This is a genomic window from Rasiella rasia (assembly GCF_011044175.1).
Lineage (GTDB): Bacteria > Bacteroidota > Bacteroidia > Flavobacteriales > Flavobacteriaceae > Marinirhabdus > Marinirhabdus rasia.
The window spans coordinates 387,501-409,415 of sequence record NZ_CP049057.1; the positions used below are offsets into that span (position 1 = coordinate 387,501).

General features: G+C 36.3%; 26 protein-coding genes (1 of these 26 cut by a window edge). 10 read left to right on the forward strand and 16 right to left on the reverse strand.

All coding sequences use genetic code 11. The features are described from left to right. The 3 genes from G5B37_RS01685 to trhA all read left to right on the forward strand — a co-directional run. Positions 1-93, forward strand: partial view of a T9SS type A sorting domain-containing protein gene (locus tag G5B37_RS01685; RefSeq protein WP_164678326.1) — the final stretch only. The gene continues 1,488 nt to the left of window position 1, outside the view; 93 of the gene's 1,581 nt are visible here — the last part of the coding sequence; its start codon lies off the left edge, out of view; the stop codon is at positions 91-93. Positions 94-233: 140 nt separating this feature from the next. Beyond that, a complete protein-coding gene (locus G5B37_RS01690; RefSeq protein ID WP_164680860.1) occupies positions 234-1,112 on the forward strand; it encodes an RluA family pseudouridine synthase in 879 nt (292 codons plus the stop codon). A 96-nt stretch (positions 1,113-1,208) separates the two neighbouring features. Beyond that, positions 1,209-1,832, forward strand: coding sequence for a PAQR family membrane homeostasis protein TrhA (trhA, locus tag G5B37_RS01695; protein ID WP_164678327.1), 624 nt, complete (start codon positions 1,209-1,211; stop codon positions 1,830-1,832). Here trhA and G5B37_RS01700 read toward each other — a convergent pair whose 3' ends face one another. Together G5B37_RS01700 and G5B37_RS01705 are read right to left on the reverse strand one after the other, a co-directional pair. Next, the gene (locus tag G5B37_RS01700; protein WP_164678328.1) at positions 1,833-2,501 is read right to left on the reverse strand and encodes a ZIP family metal transporter; all 669 of its coding nucleotides are present in this window, start codon (positions 2,499-2,501) and stop codon (positions 1,833-1,835) included. Beyond that, entirely contained in the window at positions 2,501-3,235 is a 735-nt protein-coding gene (locus G5B37_RS01705) for a class I SAM-dependent methyltransferase (protein WP_164678329.1), read from the reverse strand. Before G5B37_RS01705 ends, G5B37_RS01700 begins: the two co-directional genes overlap by 1 nt. Before the next feature lie 116 nt (positions 3,236-3,351). Here G5B37_RS01705 and G5B37_RS01710 point away from each other — a divergent pair, with 116 nt between their 5' ends. Then, a complete protein-coding gene (locus G5B37_RS01710; RefSeq protein WP_164678330.1) occupies positions 3,352-4,509 on the forward strand; it encodes a THUMP domain-containing class I SAM-dependent RNA methyltransferase in 1,158 nt (385 codons plus the stop codon). Positions 4,510-4,526: 17 nt separating this feature from the next. Here the strand turns inward: G5B37_RS01710 and G5B37_RS01715 are convergent, their stop codons facing one another. The 3 genes from G5B37_RS01715 to rlmD are packed head-to-tail and all read right to left on the reverse strand — an operon-like array spanning position 4,527 to position 7,109. After that, positions 4,527-5,228 (reverse strand): DUF6048 family protein, encoded by a 702-nt coding sequence (locus G5B37_RS01715; protein WP_164678331.1) that lies wholly within the window; start codon positions 5,226-5,228, stop codon positions 4,527-4,529. Next, positions 5,194-5,697, reverse strand: a complete 504-nt coding sequence (locus G5B37_RS01720; protein WP_164678332.1) for a DUF6452 family protein — start codon at positions 5,695-5,697, stop codon at positions 5,194-5,196. Before G5B37_RS01720 ends, G5B37_RS01715 begins: the two co-directional genes overlap by 35 nt. Then, entirely contained in the window at positions 5,694-7,109 is a 1,416-nt protein-coding gene (gene rlmD, locus G5B37_RS01725; RefSeq protein WP_164680861.1) for a 23S rRNA (uracil(1939)-C(5))-methyltransferase RlmD, read from the reverse strand. The genes G5B37_RS01720 and rlmD overlap by 4 nt, the downstream gene beginning before the upstream one ends. Positions 7,110-7,264: 155 nt before the next feature. Here rlmD and rocD point away from each other — a divergent pair, with 155 nt between their 5' ends. After that, positions 7,265-8,509: an ornithine--oxo-acid transaminase gene (gene rocD / locus G5B37_RS01730; protein WP_164678333.1), complete on the forward strand. Its 1,245-nt coding sequence runs from the start codon at positions 7,265-7,267 to the stop codon at positions 8,507-8,509. A gap of 75 nt (positions 8,510-8,584) precedes the next feature. Here rocD and G5B37_RS01735 read toward each other — a convergent pair whose 3' ends face one another. From G5B37_RS01735 to G5B37_RS01745, 3 genes are all read right to left on the reverse strand, one after another. Continuing rightward, a complete protein-coding gene (locus tag G5B37_RS01735) occupies positions 8,585-8,908 on the reverse strand; it encodes a CCC motif membrane protein (protein WP_164678334.1) in 324 nt (107 codons plus the stop codon). 61 nt (positions 8,909-8,969) lie between these two features. Then, positions 8,970-9,263, reverse strand: a complete 294-nt coding sequence (locus G5B37_RS01740) for a DUF2752 domain-containing protein (protein ID WP_263649825.1) — start codon at positions 9,261-9,263, stop codon at positions 8,970-8,972. A gap of 8 nt (positions 9,264-9,271) precedes the next feature. Beyond that, positions 9,272-11,320 carry a T9SS type A sorting domain-containing protein gene (locus G5B37_RS01745; RefSeq protein ID WP_164678335.1) on the reverse strand — a complete coding sequence of 683 codons (2,049 nt, stop codon included), beginning with the start codon at positions 11,318-11,320 and terminating at the stop codon, positions 9,272-9,274. Between the two features lie 175 nt (positions 11,321-11,495). On the opposite strand from G5B37_RS01745, the gene G5B37_RS01750 reads away from it, so the two are divergent. Continuing rightward, a complete protein-coding gene (locus G5B37_RS01750; RefSeq protein WP_164678336.1) occupies positions 11,496-12,041 on the forward strand; it encodes a Smr/MutS family protein in 546 nt (181 codons plus the stop codon). Here G5B37_RS01750 and G5B37_RS01755 read toward each other — a convergent pair. Beyond that, the gene (locus G5B37_RS01755) at positions 12,038-12,901 is read right to left on the reverse strand and encodes a hypothetical protein (protein ID WP_164678337.1); all 864 of its coding nucleotides are present in this window, start codon (positions 12,899-12,901) and stop codon (positions 12,038-12,040) included. The two genes, G5B37_RS01750 and G5B37_RS01755, sit on opposite strands and share 4 nt — an antisense overlap. Positions 12,902-12,988: 87 nt before the next feature. On the opposite strand from G5B37_RS01755, the gene G5B37_RS01760 reads away from it, so the two are divergent. The 3 genes from G5B37_RS01760 to G5B37_RS01770 all read left to right on the forward strand — a co-directional run bounded on the left by G5B37_RS01760 (position 12,989) and on the right by G5B37_RS01770 (position 15,443). After that, positions 12,989-14,137 carry a cysteine desulfurase family protein gene (locus G5B37_RS01760; protein ID WP_164678338.1) on the forward strand — a complete coding sequence of 383 codons (1,149 nt, stop codon included), beginning with the start codon at positions 12,989-12,991 and terminating at the stop codon, positions 14,135-14,137. 70 nt (positions 14,138-14,207) lie between these two features. Further along, the gene (locus G5B37_RS01765; RefSeq protein WP_263649826.1) at positions 14,208-14,720 is read left to right on the forward strand and encodes a DinB family protein; all 513 of its coding nucleotides are present in this window, start codon (positions 14,208-14,210) and stop codon (positions 14,718-14,720) included. Between the two features lie 174 nt (positions 14,721-14,894). Then, entirely contained in the window at positions 14,895-15,443 is a 549-nt protein-coding gene (locus G5B37_RS01770) for a type 1 glutamine amidotransferase domain-containing protein (protein WP_164678340.1), read from the forward strand. Positions 15,444-15,494: 51 nt separating this feature from the next. Here the strand turns inward: G5B37_RS01770 and G5B37_RS01775 are convergent, their stop codons facing one another. Next, positions 15,495-15,788, reverse strand: coding sequence for a hypothetical protein (locus tag G5B37_RS01775; RefSeq protein ID WP_164678341.1), 294 nt, complete (start codon positions 15,786-15,788; stop codon positions 15,495-15,497). A gap of 75 nt (positions 15,789-15,863) precedes the next feature. Continuing rightward, positions 15,864-16,940 carry a 3-dehydroquinate synthase gene (aroB, locus tag G5B37_RS01780; protein ID WP_164678342.1) on the reverse strand — a complete coding sequence of 359 codons (1,077 nt, stop codon included), beginning with the start codon at positions 16,938-16,940 and terminating at the stop codon, positions 15,864-15,866. 97 nt (positions 16,941-17,037) lie between these two features. Here aroB and G5B37_RS01785 point away from each other — a divergent pair, with 97 nt between their 5' ends. Further along, positions 17,038-18,210, forward strand: coding sequence for a proline dehydrogenase family protein (locus tag G5B37_RS01785; protein ID WP_164678343.1), 1,173 nt, complete (start codon positions 17,038-17,040; stop codon positions 18,208-18,210). Between the two features lie 4 nt (positions 18,211-18,214). Here the strand turns inward: G5B37_RS01785 and G5B37_RS01790 are convergent, their stop codons facing one another. The 5 genes from G5B37_RS01790 to G5B37_RS01810 form a co-directional block, all read right to left on the reverse strand. After that, the gene (locus G5B37_RS01790) at positions 18,215-18,586 is read right to left on the reverse strand and encodes a hypothetical protein (protein WP_164678344.1); all 372 of its coding nucleotides are present in this window, start codon (positions 18,584-18,586) and stop codon (positions 18,215-18,217) included. 15 nt (positions 18,587-18,601) lie between these two features. Beyond that, on the reverse strand, positions 18,602-19,801 hold the full coding sequence (locus G5B37_RS01795; RefSeq protein WP_164678345.1) for an alanine dehydrogenase: 1,200 nt from the start codon (positions 19,799-19,801) through the stop codon (positions 18,602-18,604). Positions 19,802-19,876: 75 nt separating this feature from the next. Beyond that, a complete protein-coding gene (locus G5B37_RS01800; RefSeq protein WP_164678346.1) occupies positions 19,877-21,043 on the reverse strand; it encodes a hypothetical protein in 1,167 nt (388 codons plus the stop codon). A gap of 1 nt (position 21,044) precedes the next feature. After that, positions 21,045-21,476, reverse strand: coding sequence for a hypothetical protein (locus G5B37_RS01805; protein ID WP_164678347.1), 432 nt, complete (start codon positions 21,474-21,476; stop codon positions 21,045-21,047). A gap of 12 nt (positions 21,477-21,488) precedes the next feature. Then, positions 21,489-21,908: an RDD family protein gene (locus tag G5B37_RS01810; protein WP_164678348.1), complete on the reverse strand. Its 420-nt coding sequence runs from the start codon at positions 21,906-21,908 to the stop codon at positions 21,489-21,491. Positions 21,909-21,915: the final 7 nt, after the last annotated feature.

The window sequence follows — 21,915 nt, forward strand, 5'->3', positions numbered from 1 at the left end:
TCGGTTCAAATGACAGGGTTCCGAACTGGAATTTACCTAGTGACTGTTAAAACGGCAAATGCACAAGAAACGATAAAAGTTGTAAAAAGGTAAAGTACACATTTTACATAATAGGCACTCTGACTTAGTACAATCATAAAATTTTACTTTGTCAGGGTGTTTTTATTTAGGTACTGCCTCAAAATCATGACGAATGTGTACTCTTGTAGCTTAGTTTACTAAAATCTGTGATTATTATTATATCTGAAACACATATCGTACCTCCATTAGATGTACCAATACGACTGCAAGAATATGGCGTGGGTATTTTTATAAATGCAGCCACAAAATCGGCACTTAAGAAGGTACTGAAAAAAGAATATGTTTTAGTAAATAATCTAATCGCCACTACAGCCACAATGATTAAAGGTGGAGAAACGATTGTTTTAAATATTCCTGAGCGCAGCATACCCAAACCACTAGTCCTTAAATTGACTGTTATTTATGAAGATGATTATCTAGCTGTTATTATGAAGCCAGCAGGAATACTAGTAAGTGGAAATTCCTTTAAAACTGTGAGAAATGCACTTTCCCAAAATCTACAGCCAAGTGCGTTAGGAGACGCTACGTCTCCACAGCCCGTACATAGGTTAGATTATGCAACTACGGGATTATTACTAATTGGTAAGACTAGCAGTAGTATACGCAGTCTAAATGCCCTTTTTGAACATAAGGAGATTGAAAAAACATATTATGCTGTTACTATAGGCAGTATGCCTGCATATGGAACAATTAATCTTCCGGTAGATGGTAAAAAATCAGTTTCTGAATATAATGTAAAAGAACATATAAGCTCCAAACGGTTTGAACAACTAAATTTAGTGGAATTGCATCCAAAAACGGGTAGAAGGCACCAACTGCGTAAACATCTGTCGCATCTTGGAAACCCTATTCTCGGCGATAAGGAGTACGGTTATAAAGAACTTATTTTAAACGGCAAAGGATTGTATTTGCATGCCTATTCGCTGCGTTTTTTGCATCCTTTTACCAAGAAGGAAATGATAGTAGTAAGTGATGTTCCAGAACGGTTTAAAAAATTATTTCCTAGAATCATAGATTCGCCAATGGTCTGAAGCTATCTTTGCAATAGCGATAGCAATGGCAGCTTATGCCGAGGCGTGCATCGAGGCATAACTACAATGGATAGCGCGGCGATTGCCATAAAAATTATGAGAATTCAAACAGAAATAGAAGAAAAACTAAATACAGTCACCCATGGGTTCGGATTTCTATTAAGTCTATTAGGCTTTGCGCTTTTGTTTGTATTTAAAACCTACGAGACAGCTCAGGGTCTTTTGGGTATTATATTATACGGTATCTCACTATCTACACTTTACTTTGCTTCGACCATATATCACTACACCAAGAATGAGCAACGCAAGCTATTTTATAGGAAGCTTGACCATATTAGTATTTACTTACTTATTGCAGGTACCTATTCGCCAGTAGTTCTTATCGCGTTAGCAGACAGCAACGGATGGTTGCTTTTTTGGTTAGTTTGGGGAATAGCTATTGTAGGCACAATTTTAAAGATATTTTTTACTGGTAGGTTTGAAGCTATTTCTTTGCTGTTGTATGTGGTAATGGGATGGCTAATTGTATTCGACTTTACTGCTTTAAGAGAGGCTGTGTCGCCCGAGGGCCTTTGGTTGCTTATGGGGGGAGGAATGGCTTATACGGGCGGAATTGTTTTTTACGTTATTGATAAAATACCCTTTAATCATGTAATCTGGCATCTTTTTGTTCTTACAGGGAGTATTTTACACTACTTATTTATATTGTTTGAGGTATAATTAGATAAAATAAGCAATGATAACGGCAATAAATACGGCAATCATTTTAGAAAGATTAAACGTGTGATTTTTTGAGCTTTCAAACAATATTGTAGTTGATACGTGAAGAAATATTCCAATAGCTACTGCGTTGATCTCGTTGGCATAAACTTTTAAAGGTGGCATGCTACTCATAAGGTAACTGCCCAAGGGTGTCATTACTGCAAAAAGCAATAAGAAACTTAGCGTTGTGCTTTTTTTGTATCCTGCTTTTGTGAAGAACAAGGCAAGAATAATTGCAATAGGTATTTTGTGCACTAGTACGCCATAGAACATGGCACTATTATCAACTAAGGGAACACCTTCGATAAGTGCGTGTAATGATAGGCTAACAAACAATAAAAGTGGAAATGTTTTTTTATCTGAATGCATATGAACATGCCCGTGCTCTGCACCCTTTGAAAAGAAATCGAGTATAATTTGAAGTAAAATACCTACCATGATGAACACCCCGATATGTTCTGAAGAAGATTCAAACACCTCCGGTAACAATTCAAATAGTGTAGTGGCTAGTAGAAAGGCACCACTAAAAGCGAGAATAATTGGTAGCTGTGGAAGTTCTTTTTTCTGAAAAAGAAGCGCTACTATATATCCTACAACTACTGCTAGAAAAAGTGCGAGATATTCCATTATCTAAAAATTAAAATTAAACGCTCAGAAGTTTCTTCGTGAAAGGGAGCTAAGCTGTAATCTCCAAAAATATGCACAAGCTCTAATCCAGCCCGCTCAAAATATTGTTTAAAATCTACAAGTGTTAATGCCTTTACACGTTCTTTAAAGGTGTATGAAGTCTCAGCATCTTTAAATGAAATTTTCTTAATTATATGTCCTTCTTCAATATATCGTTCTATATAAAATGTGATATGGTCTACTACTTTTGTTTCTGAAGGCACCAAATTAGTTAGTACATTTTTTACATTCATAAAGTCTATTACAGCATGGCCATCTTCGTTAAGCTCCTGCTTAATTGCCTTGATTGTGCGTAAATTATCTTCTTCGGTGTCAAAATAACCGAAACTTGTAAAGAGATTAAAAACTGCATTAAATGTGGCTGGAAATGGAATGCACATATCATGTACTTTAAACCGAAGGTTGTCTGTTTCAAACTGTTTGGCATGTGCAATACTTGCTTCAGATAGATCAACGCCTGTTACGTTAAATCCCATTTTACTTAAAGAAATAGCATGCCGACCTTTTCCGCAGGCAAGATCTAAGATGGTATCTTCTTTTTCTAGGGAAAGAAATGTAGTTAGCCTTTTCATAAATGAATTGGCTTCTTCATGACCTCTATCCTTATATAAAATGTGATAATAGGGCGTGTCAAACCACGAACTATACCAAGCACCCATTTTTTCTTTTTGCATCTCTTAATTTTGCAGTGCAAAAATACTGTATTTTTGTTCCTTTAAATTGTTCTAGTCGTTTTTTCAGGAATTAATAGACTATAATTAACTATATACCTACTACCGCAGGCATTATTATGACAAAAAACTTTAAAATGGTGGCAAAGACCCTCTATGGTCTTGAAGAGCTGCTCGCACAAGAATTAAGGCAATTAGGTGCTTCTAACATTGAAATAGGCACTCGAAATGTTTCTTTTGAAGGCGATACGGGCTTTATGTATAAGGTAAATTTATGCTGTAGAACCGCCATAAAAGTTTTAAAACCAATTACTGCCTTCAATATTTTTACAGAAGAAGATTTATATAAGAAGATTTACGCCATTCCGTGGGAGCACTATATGGAGGCAGATGGTAGCCTTGCAGTAGACTCTACCGTGTATTCTGAAAAATTTACACATTCGCAATATATTTCTTTAAAAACGAAAGATGCTATTGTAGACCGATTTAGAGATAAAGAGGGGGAACGCCCTGACGTAGATTTAGACCATCCAACGTTACGAATTAATGTACATATTGATAGAAATATATGTACGGTTTCACTAGATAGTTCTGGAGCTTCATTACATAAAAGAGGATATAAAGTTGAAAATACATTAGCGCCAATCAACGAAGTGCTGGCTGCAGGAATTATTATGCTTACCGGTTGGAGTGGTCAATGCGACTTTATGGATCCTATGTGCGGGAGTGGAACTATAGCTACCGAAGCGGCTATGATTGCCTGTAATATTCCGCCAAACTTGAATAGAGATGAATTTGGCTTCGAAACATGGCCAGATTTTGATGTAGATCTATACGAAGTTATAGAGAATGCCGCCTTAAAGAAAATAAAAGACTTTCATTTCAAAATATACGCTTCAGATAAAGATGCTTTTGCACTACGGAAAGCAAAAGCAAATATTAAAAGTGCTAACCTTTCAGAATTTATAGAAGTAAAAGAGCAAGATTTCTTTGAAAGTAAAAAAGAAACAGAGCGCTCTATGTTTATAGTTTTTAATCCACCGTACGATGAGCGTCTGTCATTAGACGACATTGAGGCCTTTTACGGGAGTATAGGCAATACCTTAAAGCGTGGATATCCAGGTACACAAGCATGGATGATTACCAGTAATATGGAAGCCTTAAAACGCGTTGGATTACGTCCGTCGCGACGTATTAAGTTGTATAACGGTAAGTTAGAGAGTAAATTAGTGCGCTACGATATGTATGAGGGAAGTAAAAAGGCGAAGAAAAATTAATCGTAAACTTCTACTAATTACTTCTTATAAAATGGAATTAAATACGAAATTGTATACCCATACCCAACACCAAATTGGCTAAAATCATAGGTACGATTAAACCCTGGGATAATTAAGTTGTCGAAGTTTTCTGGTTTGTCGTCTGTAATTTTTCGTTTTAGTTGCAGATTGATGGAGAGATACAGGTTGTTAAGCACTTCCGTTTTAATACCTACAATGAGCTCTGCCCAATGCCCTGTTAACCCAGAATATTCAATGTTTTCGTCGCGTACTGCTGTTTCAAAAGCTGGGTTGCTTGTGTAAATGTTATAGCTGTCTAGTTCTTGCGAGAAGGTAGAAAAACCATACCGTAATCCGCCGAATATAGCATTATTCATATTTAGCCAATTGTTATAAGCGTTTAAATCGGCACCAATTTTAATATAGCTTCCGTTGGTAATTGCGCGTAACCCGTCTTCATCCCAAACTCTATCACTTGTCCCTAACTCTACAGCTGCGTATATTTTATTTGTGAGCCTATAGTCTGCGTTAATTTCAAAGCCGGTAAAACCATCTTCAAAAGCCGTCCTGGCTAGTTTTGAGATGTCTACACCCACACGAATACCATACTTACTGTTTTTTACCAGTGTGTCGGCAGGAGTGGAGGTATCTTGCGCAATCATAGAAATTGACGCAAGCAGTAGGCTAAAACCTAATAGAAAGGTGTGCTTCAATTTCATCTGTAATATTAGTTTGTAAAACCTGAAACGAGGTAATCCAATTGTCGGTATCCTGTTCAAGTTCAGTTGTAAAATTAGTATATGTTGTTTTAAATCCGCATGCTCGGTTTACGTATTGTTCGTCTCTTAGGTAGGTAAACTGAAGGTTGTCGGCATTTGTGGTTTCTTCATCATCGTCGTCATTAAGCGTAAAAATGAGATTTGTAATATTCATTTCAGTATCAAGAGGGATCGCGATAGAATCGGTTGGCTCGGTATTGCTGTAGACAAAGGTGCTATCACTGTTATTTTTCCGAACTACGAGATTGGTTACGCTTTTTCCTTGTAGCGGATTCGCATTATCTTTAAATGTGATTATAAGCAGTGGTGTAACTGCCTCGGCAGGGTCGCATATGTCATCTCGCGTACACCCTGCAAAAATGGATGCGGCTATAAACAGTACTACGGAAATTTTAAAAATTAATTTCAAGCGTTTCTTTTTTCTAAAAGTACAACATTTTCTACATGGTGCGTTTGTGGAAACATATCTACGGGCTGCACTTTAGTTACTTTATAATATTCATCTAATAACGACAAATCTCTAGCCTGAGTTGCACTGTTACAGCTAACATATACAATCTTAGGTGCTGCCAAGGCAATGAGCTGTGCTACAACATCTTTGTGCATACCATCTCTTGGAGGGTCGGTTATTACTACATCTGCAGCGCCATATTGGTTCACAAAATCTTGATTAAACACGTTTTTCATATCACCCACCAAGAACTCAACGTTGGTAATACCGTTTAATTGCGCATTTTCTTTGGCTGCCGTAATTGCATCTGGTACAGATTCTACACCAATCACTTTTTTTGCCTTTTTCGCTACAAACTGAGCTATCGTACCAGTTCCTGTGTATAAATCGTAAACTAATTCTTTTCCCGTTAGCCCAGCAAAATCACGTGTAATTTTGTACAATTCATATGCTTGCTCACTATTAGTTTGGTAAAAGGATTTGGCATTGATTTTAAATTGTAGCCCTTCCATTTCTTCAAAAATATGGTCTCTTCCTTTGTAGCAAATTACTTCTTGGTCGTAAATGGTATCGTTGCCTTTGTTATTAATTACATATTGTATAGAGGTAATTTCAGGAAACTTTAAGGCTAGGGCATCTAAAAGAGCTTCTCTTTTGCCTTTGTGGTCTTCAAACATTTGCAATACAATCATGATTTCACCAATGCTGGTGGTACGAATCATAAGCGTACGAAGCATGCCTTCTTGCTTCCTTGTGTTGTAAAATGGCATATCTAGTCGTTGCCCTTCATCTTTCACAAAATCTCGTATAGCATTGCTAGGATCCCTTTGTAAATGACATTTGTTCAAGTCTAGAATTTTATCCCACATGCCTGGGATATGAAATCCGAGTGCATTTTTATTTTCTATTTGTATATCGCTCTGGATTTGTTCTAAGGTGAGCCACTTATTACTACTGAAAGAGAATTCCATTTTATTACGATAGAAATATTGCGCATCTGAGCCCAAAATAGGGGTAACGTTGGGCAATTCAATATGGCCTATGCGTGTTAGATTATTTACAACTTCTTTCTGCTTGTAAAATAATTGGTGTTCATAGCCCATGTTTTGCCATTTACAACCACCACAGGTTCCAAAATGTTGGCAAACAGGTTCAACACGTTTTTCTGAAAGTTTAGCCACCGAAATCGCTGTGCCTTCGTAATAGGCTTTTCTTTTTTTCGTGGTTTGAATAGTGACAACATCACCAGGTACGGCGTTATTAATAAAAACCACGCGACCATCTTCTGCTCTCGCTACGGCTTTCCCTTTTGCACCAGCATCAATCACTTCTAAGTCTTCTAGAATAACTCTTTTATTTCGTCTTGCCATAAGCGCAAAAGTACCATGTTTCATTTAAAAATGTGTAGTATTTTTAGTAATTTGCGCCCAAGGATGATTTCTCTCCTCCGCTGAATTTTCGAGCTTTCGAAAGAATAAAGGTATAGAAGGAATTTTTTAACTTTCACTTTAAAATTTTAAATGTTATGTCAGTAACAGAACAATCCTTGTCACAACAAGCAATTGACCTAGAGAACAAATATGGAGCCCATAATTACCACCCCCTACCTGTTGTTTTAAGCAGGGGAGAAGGTGTGCATGTTTGGGATGTAGAAGGAAAGAAATACTACGACTTTCTTTCAGCCTACAGCGCGGTAAATCAAGGGCATTGTCACCCTGCAATTGTAAATGCAATGACAGCCCAAGCGCAAACATTATCGCTAACGTCTAGAGCTTTTTATAATGACATTTTAGGAACTTATGAAAAGTATGCTAGTACGTATTTCAACTTCGATAAATTATTACCAATGAATACAGGCGCCGAAGCGGTAGAAACTGCTTTAAAGATTTGTCGACGTTGGGCGTACGAGAAGAAGGGAATTGCTGAAAACCAAGCGGAAATTGTTGTGTGTGAGAATAATTTCCACGGAAGAACAACTACTATAATTTCATTTAGTAATGATCCTGTGGCTAGAGGAAACTTTGGACCATACACAGATGGGTTTATGAAAATTGAATATGATAATTTAGATGCTTTGCGTATTGCCTTAGAGGGTAACTCTAATATTGCTGGTTTTCTTGTAGAACCAATTCAGGGAGAAGCGGGTGTGTACGTTCCTTCTGAAAATTATCTTCGTGATGCAAAAGCGTTATGTGAAAAGCACAATGTGTTGTTTATTGCTGACGAAGTTCAAACTGGTATCGCAAGAACAGGGAAGCTATTAGCTGTAGATTATGAAGATGTAAAACCAGATATCTTAATACTTGGTAAAGCACTGAGTGGTGGTGCATATCCGGTGTCTGCTGTACTCGCAGACGACGAGGTTATGAGTGTAATCACTCCAGGATCACACGGCTCAACTTTTGGTGGAAATCCAATAGCGGCAGCTGTAGCAATGGCTGCTTTAAAGGTTGTAAAAGATGAGCAGTTAGCAGATAATGCGTATAGGTTGGGAATGCTGTTTAGAGACAAAATGAATGAATACATTGAAACGAGTAGTATTTGCAAACTAGTACGTGGTAAAGGGTTATTAAATGCTATTGTAATTAACGATAGTGAAGAAAGTGATACCGCTTGGAATATTTGTTTACGTTTACGCGACAATGGATTGTTAGCTAAGCCTACTCATGGAAATATCATTCGTTTTGCTCCACCATTGGTGATGACTGAGGCAGAGTTGTTAGATTGTGTATCTATTATCACTAACACTCTAAAAGAATTTGAGGATTAACTAGTTATTCAAACAGTTTTAAACAAAAAAATGCGGCTGGAGAGCCGCATTTTTTATTCGTTTATGTTCTAAAAATTACATTCCGTATTGTTCCAACATTTCTTGGTTCATATTCATGATACCGTCTGCACCTAACGTAGCAAACAAGAAAATTGTATATCCTAAATAGATAACATTTAAAATGATACCAATGATAGCAAGAATTTTACCTGTTTTTACGTTCTGATAACCAGAATACTGTTCAGGATTAGCCATGTATGTTGCGGTAGCTTTCTTGGCCATTACCATGGCAATAATACCAAAGATAAGACCTAAGACTCCATAGCAACAGCAAGTTACGATTGAGATAATACCGAAAACTAGGATGAGGGTTGCATTGGGTAATTTTTGTTGTTCCATAATTTGAGAGTTGATTAATTAATTTTTGAGATGAATAAATATAGGTAAAAAGATATTCTTTTTATAAGTATTTGTTCATTTTCAGTACATAACTTACCACAATGATTATCACATTAATCGCTATAAGTACAATTTTATATCTATTAGCGTGCTGTATTTTATAGAAGAGGCTAAATATTAGAAATACGGCTAATAAAAGAAGCGAATAAATAGCAGGATACATTTTAAATGCCGCTATAAATTCGCCTTTAAATAATAAAGCTGTGGCACGTTGTATGCCACAGCCTAAACATTCTATCCCGAAGAGCTGCTTATTTAAACAAGGCAACATAAAATCCTCCAGGCTTAAAGTCATAAGGATATTTATTTATTGAATACAATCGCTTTGTAGTCAATAGATATATTATGGTTTGTCACAAGTTTCACCAAATAAACACCATCTGCAAAGCTTGCTGTGTTCATTGTAAAGCTTGTGTCTGTTCCCATGTCTGTTCTAGTTTGAACTAATTTTCCAGACATGTCAAATATATGTGCATACTCAATTTCGTAACCTTCGGGGTTCATTACTTCTAGTTGACCTAGTGTGTTATTCTGGAAGAAATCTACATTTCCAGTAACTGTTTCTCTCGTAGCAGCTCTCTCATCAGGATTGGCGTCAAAACCAGCTTGGTCAAGGAAAGTAATAAAGAATCGCTCTTTATATTCGCCTGCTGGTAAAATCAATGAAGCAGTGCTATTACCACTTATTTTCTGATATGTATTTTCTTGAGAATCCCATAGGTATGCTTCAGAAGTTGTGTTAATTTCTTCAACTGCCTGAACAATTACCTGTGTTTGTTGTGACAACACTATTGCGTATGGTACTTTCTTTTCTAAGTCAAAAGGAAGTGCCTGAATTACAAATTCTGACATAGTAGGATCTGGTACCGTCGTTACTTGAATTGGGAAGTAAGCATCACCTCCAACGGCATCCATTTGGTGGAAACCATCCCAACCCCAATCATACAAGTCAGTTGTAGTATCATTAAATATTAATAACATATCTCTAAAGTGTGACTCATCAAAATAGGTATAAATTCTAAATTGCGGGTCCATGTTTGCTGTGTTTGAACCTGTACCTGGGCCTGGATCTGCACCTGTAAAATCACTTAGTGCACTTGGCTCAGTATTTCTGAAAACAGCATCTCCAGTACTTTCTTTAATGAATCTTCGTTGCTGATTTCTAACTACAAGTTGAAAAGGAGTGGCATCACCTACCATAGGTTCATCAGTTCTAAAGTAAAAACCCTGTCCGATAGGAGCAAATCTTCTATTCTGCATGCCACCAGAACCAGTCTGAGTTCCTGTAGGGTTACCAGAAGAATCATAGCTTAAGAAAGGAGCCACGGTATAATTACCCATGTTTGTTCCATTAGGATCACTTGCTCCTGGTGTCCAAACACCAAATCCACCTTTATTTTCTGTATAGAGGTGATTGTCTCTAGATCTATCTTCATCCCAGAATAAAAAACCTGTGATTTCTGAATTTGTTAGTTTTGCAACTATATCTGTTTCTCCTGTGTCGTAAAACAATCTATTAAGATCTAAAATAGAAGGATACGGGTTACCAGATAAAATTTCTTGGTATACTGTCCCAGTTGGGTTTAGAGGTGTAATAGATTGTGGGTGAGGGCCAGCAAGTGCAGGAACTGTAATGTTAAAAGTACCATTGTTTGGTCTTCCTCTAAAGTCATATACAAAATCGTGTGAGCTAGACCCACCGTTACGATTTACACCTTTCATGATAAAACCTTGAGCGGCAGGAGCAACGTTGTTGGCGTACATTCTAACCCATGGACTTCCATGTCCTCCTCCTTTAGTATACGTCCATCGCGTAGATATCTCTAAAGTATTGGTAGCAGTAACAAAATCCCCTTCTCTAGAAGAGGTTGTTGAAGTCTGAATTCCCTCAGTTAAACTTAAAGGAGCGGTATAGTCGAGAGCCGTAGGATCATACGTAGGAGTATGAATAGACATAATTCCAAAATTGATATTTCCGGGAGCGGCTAATGGAGTTGTAAAGTTGTCACCAACTGGTGAACCATAGAACGTATAGTCGTAAGCATCGCTTCCAGGATTCTCACGATATACAGAGATATATCCAGAACCCGCATTCAACGAGTTCGAGGCTCCTTGAATTAATTGACCATCATTACGCAAGTAGATACTTGCTGTAAGCTCAGCGTCGTTTGTATTTTCTGAAAGATTAACATCCTGCTCCACAAATAGTATCTGATCATTCACATACACAAATGAATCGACATCATCTGTTGTATTTCCTGGAGTACCATTATCGTTGGGGGCAACATAAAGTTGGGCTACCGAAATAGCCGAAACTAGCAGCATAGCTGGTAAGAGTAGTAGGTGTTTCATAATTTGGTCTTTTTTAATGCATTATGAGGGGACATGACACATTATTTCCGCGATAAATTTATAAATATTTTTCAAAATATCATAATATTCCTACAATAATTGTGAAAAATTACATTATAAGCTATTGCCTTATTTTTTCTGAAACTTAAATTAAATTGATAATTTTGACCATATTATGAATGTAGGGGATAAAGTTTCGGTACTAGACGATGCCATTTCAGGCACTATTAGCGCTATAAATGGCGCTACTATTTTAGTTACTACTTCAGAAGGTTTTGAGATGTCTTTTAGTGGAGATGAACTTGTTGTTGAAGGTGAGGCTATGACTGGTGTTATTTCAAATCATAACATTTCCGAGGTAATTTCAGAAAAAGAAGAAAAAAAACGTCCAAAGCAGCCTAGAAAAAAGCCAAAAGAAAGAACGCTTCCAGCTATGGAAGTAGATTTGCATATTCATCAATTAACTGGTGCTAGGCATCTATCTAATTACGAGATGTTGAATATTCAGTTGGATGAAGCGAAAAGGCAGTTAGAATTTGCTATAAAAAAAAGAATACAAAAAGTTGTTTTTATTCACGGTGTTGGTGCAGGCGTTCTAAAAGCAGAACTAGAGTTTTTGTTTAAAAGGTATGACCAAATCACTTTTTATGAAGCAGATTATAAGAAGTATGGTGCTGGTGCCACTGAAGTCTATATTTATCAGAACACTAAAAACACTTAACGTTCTGGTGTTATAGTGACCGTGCCAGAAAATACACTATTAATACTACCAAAGGGTAAACTTTCTTGAGTTAACTGCTCTTCACCATTAGTTAATACCACATTAGTTAAAAACAAATTGATAGCACTTTCGGTACTGTAGCTATGCAGCACATACTCGTCTACAATTGTTTCAGTTGAAACGGCAGGATTTAAATAGTCGGCCCCAACTGTAACATCTGTGATATCATTTCTTGGATCAAGATCTGCATCGGTATCTTCATAACGAGTTGGCACCATATCCCCATCATCATCGGCATCCAAATAGTCTGGAGTGCCATCAAGGTCGGTATCTTGAGGGTTTTCAGGATCTGGTCCAATTTCGAAAGCCGTTGGTACATTATCCCCGTCATCATCAAAGTCGTAATAGTTTGGTATCCCGTCCATGTCTGTATCTAAGTTGCTTTCAGAATCTTCTTCAATACCATCATTATCGTCTAAGGTGGCAAGTACGATTAATGTAGCGATACCGTCATCTCCAATGTAATCTTGCAGTACCGTTGGAGAAGTAGGGGGTATACTGTTGCAGAAATAGCTAGCCGTTGGTGCTTCACTAAATGTACGGTAGTTTAAAAAGTTAGTGCTTCCATCTAGTTGAAATGACAATGTATCGGCAACGTTAAATATAGAATCTGAAGTTCCCAATAGCAGTGACAAACTCTCATTGCTATTCGTATTTATTTTGAAAAAAACATAGCTTCCTGGTCCACCACAATTTTGTAACGTAGCATCATCAAAATCGAAACTCGTTACTACAACATCGCCATCATCGCAAGCGATAAGCGTTGCAATAAGAAACAGAAACAACACAATTTTTTTCATAAACATACTTATTTGGTAGGGTAAAGGAACGTATTTCTTTGCAATTTAGCATTACTTAATTTTATATAAAAATGTATTTTTGCAGTTATGAAAAAAGTATATTTTGATAGTGCCGCAACTACTCAACTACGCAGTGAAGTTATTCGTTGTATTTCAGAAGTGCTGAAAACGGAATATGGAAACCCGTCTTCAACACATGCTTATGGTCGTTCTGCTAAATCTCTGCTCGAAAATGCGAGAAAGGAAATTGCGAAACATCTAAATGTTTCTGCGGCCGAAATCATTTTTACATCTGGAGGTACAGAAGCCGATAATTTAATTCTAAATAGTTGTGTAAGAGATTTAGGGGTTACTAGAATCATTTCCAGCAAAATAGAACATCACGCAGTACTTTATGCCATTAAGTTACTACAGGAGAACTATGGAGTAGAAGTTGTTCATGTTAAACTTGACGATTGCGGACATGTAGATTACGATCATTTACAGTTGTTACTAGAAGATACTTCAAAAAAGACTTTAGTTAGTTTAATGCATGTAAATAACGAAGTAGGTAACATTCTTGATATAAACCGAGTGGCTTCTATGTGTGCACAGTATGATGCACTTTTTCATAGCGACACGGTTCAATCTGTAGGGCATTATGAACTAGACCTAGCTGAAACTCCTGTTCATTTTGCAGCAGTAGCGGCGCATAAATTTCATGGACCAAAGGGTGCTGGGTTTGCGTTTGTAAGAAAAAATACTGGGCTACAACCCCTTATTGTTGGTGGGGCGCAAGAACGTGGCTTAAGGGCAGGTACCGAAGCAGTCTATGCAATAGCGGGAATGGCAGAGGCGCTTAAAATTTCCTACCAAAATCTTGAGAAAGAACGTGAATACATCACAGGATTAAAAGATTATTTTAAAGAACAATTAGAATTTCATGTGCCCGGTGTAAAGTTTAATGGGTCTTGCGATGATAATAAGCGTAGCACGTATACGTTACTAAATGTTTGTTTACCAATTCCTCCAGAAAAATCGATGATGCTTTTGTTTCAGCTAGATTTGAATGGAATTGCATGTTCTAAAGGTAGCGCCTGTCAGAGTGGTAGCACTAAAGGGTCTCATGTACTGTCTGAAATTTTGCTTGAAGAAGACTTGCTTAAACCTTCTATTCGTTTTTCATTTTCAAGTTTTAATACAAAGGAAGAAATCGATTATGTAGTTGGTGTGTTAAAAACATTTATTGAGGGATAGCTAGAAACAGTTAGCAGTTTTTCAAAAAAACATTGAATTTTGATATCTTCGGAGTCTAATTTTTATGTCAATGACTTCACCTCTTACTTCAAATGAATATAACGAATACTACAAACGCTATATAGATTTAGCTATTTCAGCTCCCTTACTGGAAGGTTTAGCGACCGGAATGTTAGAAACGCATGAATTCTTCGAGAGTATTCCAAATGAAAAACTTGAGTTTCGTTATGCCGAAGGAAAATGGACACCAAAACAAATTTTACTACACATTATAGACACAGAACGTGTCTTTGCTTATAGAGCGCTTCAATTCTCACGTGCCAGCAATGTAGAGATTAAAGGTTTCGATCAAGATGAATTTGCTGCTAACAGTAATGCAGATAATCGAAGTCAAGACAGTTTACTTAAAGAATACATGGCTGTTAGAACGTCTAGCATACTTCTATTTAAATCTTTCAACGAGGCAACACTTAAACGAATGGGTGAAGCAAGTAATTTCCCGCTGTCTGTACGTGCTTCTGGGTATATTATCTGTGGCCATGAAAAGCACCATATTAAGATAATTAAGGAGCGATATCTATAATTTAAATGCTTTACTTAGCATGTTGTAAGCACAGTAAATTACAATACTTTTTTTTCTCAATTAGCAGACTCTTAACAAACTTTAGCACAAGCTTAGTAGTGAAAACTTGGGCTAGGTGGCAGTTCGCGGTATCTTTATCATGATTTAATTAATAACTTAAAAACAAGAAAGATTATGAAAAAGAGAATAGCAATTTTAGCCACAAATGGTTTTGAAGAAAGTGAATTAAAATCACCCAAAGAAGCCATGGAAAAAGAAGGCTTTTCGGTGGATATTGTAAGTGAAAATCAAGGAACTATTAAATCGTGGAGTGATGGTAACTGGTCTACCGAATACACTGTAGATAAAACCATTGATAATGTTATTGCCAAAGATTACAATGCATTGGTCTTACCAGGAGGAGTAATAAATCCTGACAAGTTAAGACGTAATGAAGATGCGTTATTATTTGTTCGCGACTTTTTTAGTCAGAAAAAGCCTGTTGCCGCTATTTGTCATGCACCGTGGACTTTAATTTCTGCAGATGTAGTTAAAGGGAGAAAGATGACATCTTTTGCCTCTATAAAAGACGACTTGGTGAATGCTGGGGCAAATTGGGTAGATGAAGAAGTAGTAGTAGATGAAGGATTTGTTACAAGTAGAAACCCAAACGACTTACCTGCTTTTAATGCAAAGCTTATCGAAGAGATTAAAGAAGGTAAGCACGAAGAGCAACACGCATAAAGTAAGCAATATGGCGACTAAAAAAGAGACCTATTGGGTCTCTTTTTTTAGTTATTCTTCTTCGTCAAGTTGTCGTTTTGCATCAAGGTCTATAATTGGCTCCTGATTATCGTTATCATCATAATCATCTTCTTCAAAGTTTGCCATGGTATTCACTAGTTTGCTACTCACCTTAACGAGATAAATAGTTTCATCAGTTCTCACTTCAACGGCCTCTACAGTTTCATTCTGGGCGTTTTTAAAAGTAATAATATGGTCATCGTCGTATCCGTCTGGGTATTTTTCAACTAGCAACGACAGAATTTCAGGGGTTAGTTTTCGAAAATCTACTATAACACGTCTCATTATTAAAATTTAATTGATGGTTTGCTTTATTTGTTTGAGTTAGTAAATGTAAAAACTCTAATCTTAGAATTAATATTAATTTTTAAAATTTTTATAATATTCAAAAGCGCTATATATAAGATCATTACTAACTTTTTGATCAATAACGTAGTTGTTAAAGTCTCGTAATAAGACAAAATTAACGTTTCCATCTACATTTTTCTTGTCATACTTTAATAGCTCGATGATATTTTCAATATCCTTTTCTGAAAACGATTGCTTCGGAAAATAGCTTAGAATTGTACTTGTGGTGGTTTCAAGTTTTTTCTTCGGAAAATTTACGAGATGAAACGATATATAATTAGCCAGAATAAGTCCGATAGCAACAGCTTCTCCGTGTAGTAGCGTTTGTTTATCACTTTTGTCTAGACAATACGATTCGATTGCATGTCCTAGTGTATGACCATAATTTAGTGTTTTTCTAATACCAAGTTCAGTTGGGTCTTCAGTAACTACTTTATTTTTTATTTCAATGGAAGTCCAAATAAATTCTTCGGTAGTTTTGGCATTCTGAAAATCTATTGCTTTTATAGCTTGCCAATATGTCTCTGAAGCAATAAGGCCATGTTTTAGCATTTCAGCATAACCAGAAATTAGGTGAGCAGAAGGTAATGTTTCTAAAAAGGCTACTGAAACATAGACTGAATACGGATTTTTAATAATTCCAATCTGATTCTTAACATGTCCTAAATCTACTCCATTTTTACCTCCAACAGAAGCATCTACCATAGCCAGAAGAGAGGTAGGGATGTTTATAAATTCAATCCCTCTCTTATAAGTACATGCTACAAATCCGCCGAGATCTGTAACAACGCCACCTCCAAGATTAATAAGTACGCTTTTTCTATCGGCGCCTTTGTTACTAAGTTCCTCCCAAACATAATTACAGGTAGCTATAGTCTTATGTTCTTCTCCGGCTGGTATTGAAATAGACGAAATGGCTATTGGCGTATTTATATGTTTTAAAAGTATAGGAAGACAGTGTTTTTGTGTGTTTGAATCTGTAAGTATAATTATTTTAGATGGCGAAAGGGCACTAATGTGTTCATTTAGAAGCTTCCATACATCAATTCCGCAGTATACAGAACCTCTCGCTTTTTCAATCTTTTCCATAGGGTTGACTACTTAATTTCTGCTTGATGTCTATTTTTGGTAGAAGTATTTATTCATGTGTAAATCTAGTTATATTTGTGCACATTTATTCTCCATTATGAGTACAAATACAATTTTTAATAATACGGAAATTGCCTTTAAACTTAAAACAGATTCTGAATTAGAACGGGCGTATTTCTTGTTTAAAATGATTGCGAACGAACCCTTGGTAAGAATTGGAACAGCCGCAACAAAATTTGCATTGAATTTACATTTACCTGTTGAGGGATTAATAAGATCTACAGTATTTGACCATTTTTGTGGTGGAGTAAACGAAGATGATTGTTTGCCTAACGTAGATGCACTCTATGAAGCAAATGTGTATTCTGTTCTAGATTACTCGGTTGAAGGTAAGGCAGAGCAAACGCAATTCGATGCCACGCTAGAAAAAGTAATTAAGCTTACCAAGTTTGCCGAACATAAAAAAGCAATGCCATTCTCAGTTTTTAAGCCAACAGGATTTGGACGATTTAAGATTTGGGAGAAAGTTTCAGCAAAAGCAAAGCTCACAGAAGAAGAAGAGCAAGAGTGGTTGCGAGTTCAAAAACGTTATGATGATGTCTGTAAGGTAGCACATGATTGTTCGATCTCGTTGCTTATAGATGGAGAAGAATCTTGGATACAAGATGCTGCAGACGATCTGTGTGAGACAATGATGGAGCGATATAATAAAGATACCGCTGTAGTCTACAATACGCTACAATGCTACCGCTGGGATCGATTAGACTATTTAAAAGCAATCCATAAACGTGCAAAGGCAAAAGGATATAAGCTAGGCTTCAAAGTGGTGCGTGGGGCGTATATGGAAAAAGAAAATGATAGGGCAGAAGAGATGGGCTATGCATCGCCAATATGTCAAAATAAGCAAGCTACAGACGACTGTTTTAATGCTGTCACTAAATATATCTTGGATAATTTAGATGATATTTCCTTGTTTTTAGGAACTCACAACGAAGCCAGTAGTTATTTGGCGATGGAAATAATCGCAGCAAAGGGATTGTTAATTAACGATTCAAGAATTTGGTTTGGGCAATTATATGGAATGAGCGATCATATTAGTTACAACCTTGCCGAAGCTGGATTTAATGTTGCTAAATACATTCCTTTTGGCCCCGTTAAAGATGTGATGCCGTATTTAATTCGTAGAGCTGAAGAGAATACTTCTGTGGCTGGGCAGACGAGTAGAGAGCTCACCTTGCTAAAGCGTGAGAAAGAGCGGAGAAAGATTTAGCTCTTTATTTGCCTTCAACCGCTAAAACATGTGCTTTTGTATCGCAATTTTTAATACGTATTTCAATCTCCTTTTCTTGTGCAGTACCGTGTACTAAATAGATTTTACAAGAGTCTAAGCTTCTATCGGTTTCAGAAAAGTCTACATCTCCTTTTTTCAGAATATAGTTAATAGCAGTTGTGTCTATCTGAAGCATTTGCATACTTTTTTCACTAGCCTCCGTGAATACCATTTCTTTAGTTCTTATGTTTTTTAGCGTTCTAGAGTCGAAACCATAATCGCAGCTAGTTTTTTTTCCTCCTAAAAAAAAGAATAAGATGATAAGACCTACAACAAAACCAGCCCCGTAATAGGCTACACGTTGAATTAGTTTCATAGAATGGTAGTAGAATTAATAAATTAGTAAGTTGATGTCACTATATGACATATCAAACCAATCTGCAACAGACTTGTTGGTTAAAATGCCACGGTAAAAATACAAACCATTCCGTAAACCACTATCAAATCGTATTGTATTTTCTATACCGCCATTATCGGCAATATCTAGTAAGTAGGGTGTAAATATGTTACTTATTGAAATAGATGCAGTTTTTGGGTATCGCGCAGGAATATTAGGCACTCCGTAATGAATAACACCATTGCTAATGTGTGTAGGATTGTCGTGAGAAGTAACTTCTGTAGTTTCAAAACAACCTCCCATATCTACGCTAACATCTATGATAACAGCTCCTTTTTTCATGTTTTCTACCATGGATTTCGTTACAAGGATGGGAGATCTATTTTTACCTCTTACAGCGCCAATAGCCACATCGCACCGTCTCAAAGATTTCATAAGGTTTTTAGGTTGAATCGTAGACGTAAAAAGAGGTCTGCCAACGTTTACTTGCAAATTTCGTAGTTTGGTTAACGAGCTGTCAAAGACTTTCACACTAGCGCCTAATCCAAGTGCAGAGCGCACAGCAAATTCTCCTACGGTACCAGCACCAATAACCACAACTTCAATAGGGGGAACTCCACTAATATTTCCGAAGAGAAGTCCGTTACCCTTTTTTGCATTCACCATTAATTCTGCAGCAATTAGAACAGACGCAGTTCCAGCTATTTCGCTAAGTGCTTTTACAACGGGGTAGCTATGATCTTCATCTTTGATAAATTCAAAGCCTAATGCGGTGATTTTTTTCTTAGCAAGTGTTTTAAAATATGCAGTCTGACGTGTTTTTAGTTGTAAAGCCGAAATTAGCACTGTTTTAGGCTTCATTAACTCAAGCTCTTCTTGACTTGGTGGTTCTATTTTCAGTACTATGGGGCAGCTAAAAACCTTCGCAGTATCTTTTGTAATGGCGGCACCTGCTTCGCTATAATCTTTATCTGTAAAACCAGATTCAATTCCGGCTTCGCTTTCAACTAGAACTCTATGCCCATGTGCAACTAAAGCTCCAACGGCGTCTGGAGTAAGGCATATCCGCTTTTCTTGAAAGTAAGTTTCTTTGGGAAGCCCAATAAACAGGGCCCCTTTTTGTTTTACTATCTCAAGCTTTTCTTCCTGCGGAAGTAATTGTGCTTTCGTAAATGGGGAAGAAGGCTGATGCATTGTTTAAGGGTTGGTAATTTTCGAAGTTACAGAATTTAATTTTGAAAATTAAGTGGTGTTATCAATTTTTTTCAATCATTCATATTCATTGATGCCGTAGAGTAGCTGCTTCAATTTACTGCCGTTAATTTCAATTGGTTTATACGCAGTATTAAACTTATCTATTGAAAGTGAAATATTCTTTTTAAGCGTTTTGTAAGCCACAGGAATCTTACTAGAACACTGTTGCTCATTTTCGTAACTGTTAAGCATAATGTCGAATTTTTCATAAAATTTAGAGCCTTGATCAATAAATGAGTTGTACTGTGTTATAAATTGGAGCAACCGATCTATTGGAAATTGAAGATTTATCTGCATACTTCTTATTTTATTATCCTCAGTGTTTGATTCGATTGTAGTTTCTAAAGTTTCAAGGTACGTATTCAATTTTCCTCTAATTAGGCTCCAATCGTCATTTTCACGACATTTTTTAAGTTCTGTGGTATATCTTATAGGTTGAGTGTAGTCTCTAAAAAGCTGCTCTAAGTCTTTCATTACAGTTTCATTGCTCTTTTGTAGAAAGGCTGTTTCAAAATAAATTGTATTAAGATCATTGTTCATTCGTAGGGTGAAGTCGAGAATACATTCTACTTGTTGCAGACTCTTTTCTTTCTCTGTTTTTGAAACTTGATTATTGCTAAAAAGTGATACTAAAGAATGCACCACAGAGGTGTAGATATTGTCTCCAAGCAATGTTGAAAGTGAGAATCCAGTTTTTTTATCGCGATCTTTTTCGAGCAAATCTTTCACGTTTCGAAAGTCTTCATACTGATTTGGATTAGAAATTTTATTTATTTCATTTAGTGTGCTAACAGTTGCAAAATGATGATCTAAGGAAAGTGTTTTTTCGTAGAGGATTTTAATAATCTGAAGTCCTTTTAGATATCTTATTTTTGAAATATCTGAAATGTAACGATTGTTTACTTGTTTGATATCTTCTTCTAGTTCCATTCTTTGGAACAGCATACGAACCATCTCATCTGTTGTTGAGGCTGTTTTTAGATTTTGATTGGTTGTATTTAATTCTTGCTCCAACAGGTTTATTGCTACATTAAAAGTGATGCTCTTTGCCTGAATCTGTGTATTTAATTCATTTAATAGTTCAGAGATATCTTCATTACTCGATGAAGAGCTTTCTGTGGCCATTAATACATGAACAGAGGAGAGAAGAAGAGCAAGAAGAAAATACCAACTGCGTACCATTTCAATTAAGTTTAAAGATGATTGTGTAAAATTGTTGAGACATTTTTATTAAATAAGAGCCTTTCGCTATGCTGAGATTAGCTCTCGTATCTTGTAGTGACTGTTTTAGATGTTCTGGGAGTATGTAGGTGAATGGAATCTTAAAATAGTAGTCTTGCTTACTATTAATTTGATTGGGATGAATGCCGATGATATTTTGTTGCTCGGCCATAGAGAGTTTCTCCCGATCTATGGTAAAGGTAATAGTGTTATTATCGTTTAAAACTATAGCAGTATTAGATTGCGATCGATTATTTTGACTTCCAATATCGCAAATACCCGTTTTTCCGTCGCAATGAAAGCCATTGAAGTTAGTGTGTACTGAAATAGTAGTCTGACCATAAATTGTTGCATAGCCAATTAAATGTGCGATGATTAAAATGATACGTATCATAGGTAAATACTTTTAGCTATTTTTTTTTTCTATCGTGAATGTTTTTACAATGTAATCGTGAAGCGTTTTGCCATCTGTTAGCAAGAATACTAATGCTGATATTGGTAGAAATATTACTCCGATTAACTTAATGCAAGTGCGTTTTAATAAACACAACTTGGTTAGTTTAATTGACTGTTCACTTGTAACTTCAATTTTTGTAAGATGCTTACCAACGGTAACTCCTTTTTTGGTTAGATCAAAGGAAAAAAAATACACAGCATAAAAGAGCAGGGCACTGCTAATTGACACCGTGACCTCAAAGTCGAATACATTATAGGCTTTACTAGCAATTAATGATGAAAATAAATTTTCAAACATTCGAGATGTAATTCCAACTATGGTTGCATCTATGATAAAAGCAAAAATTCTTTTTTGTTGTGTATTTTTCATAATTAAA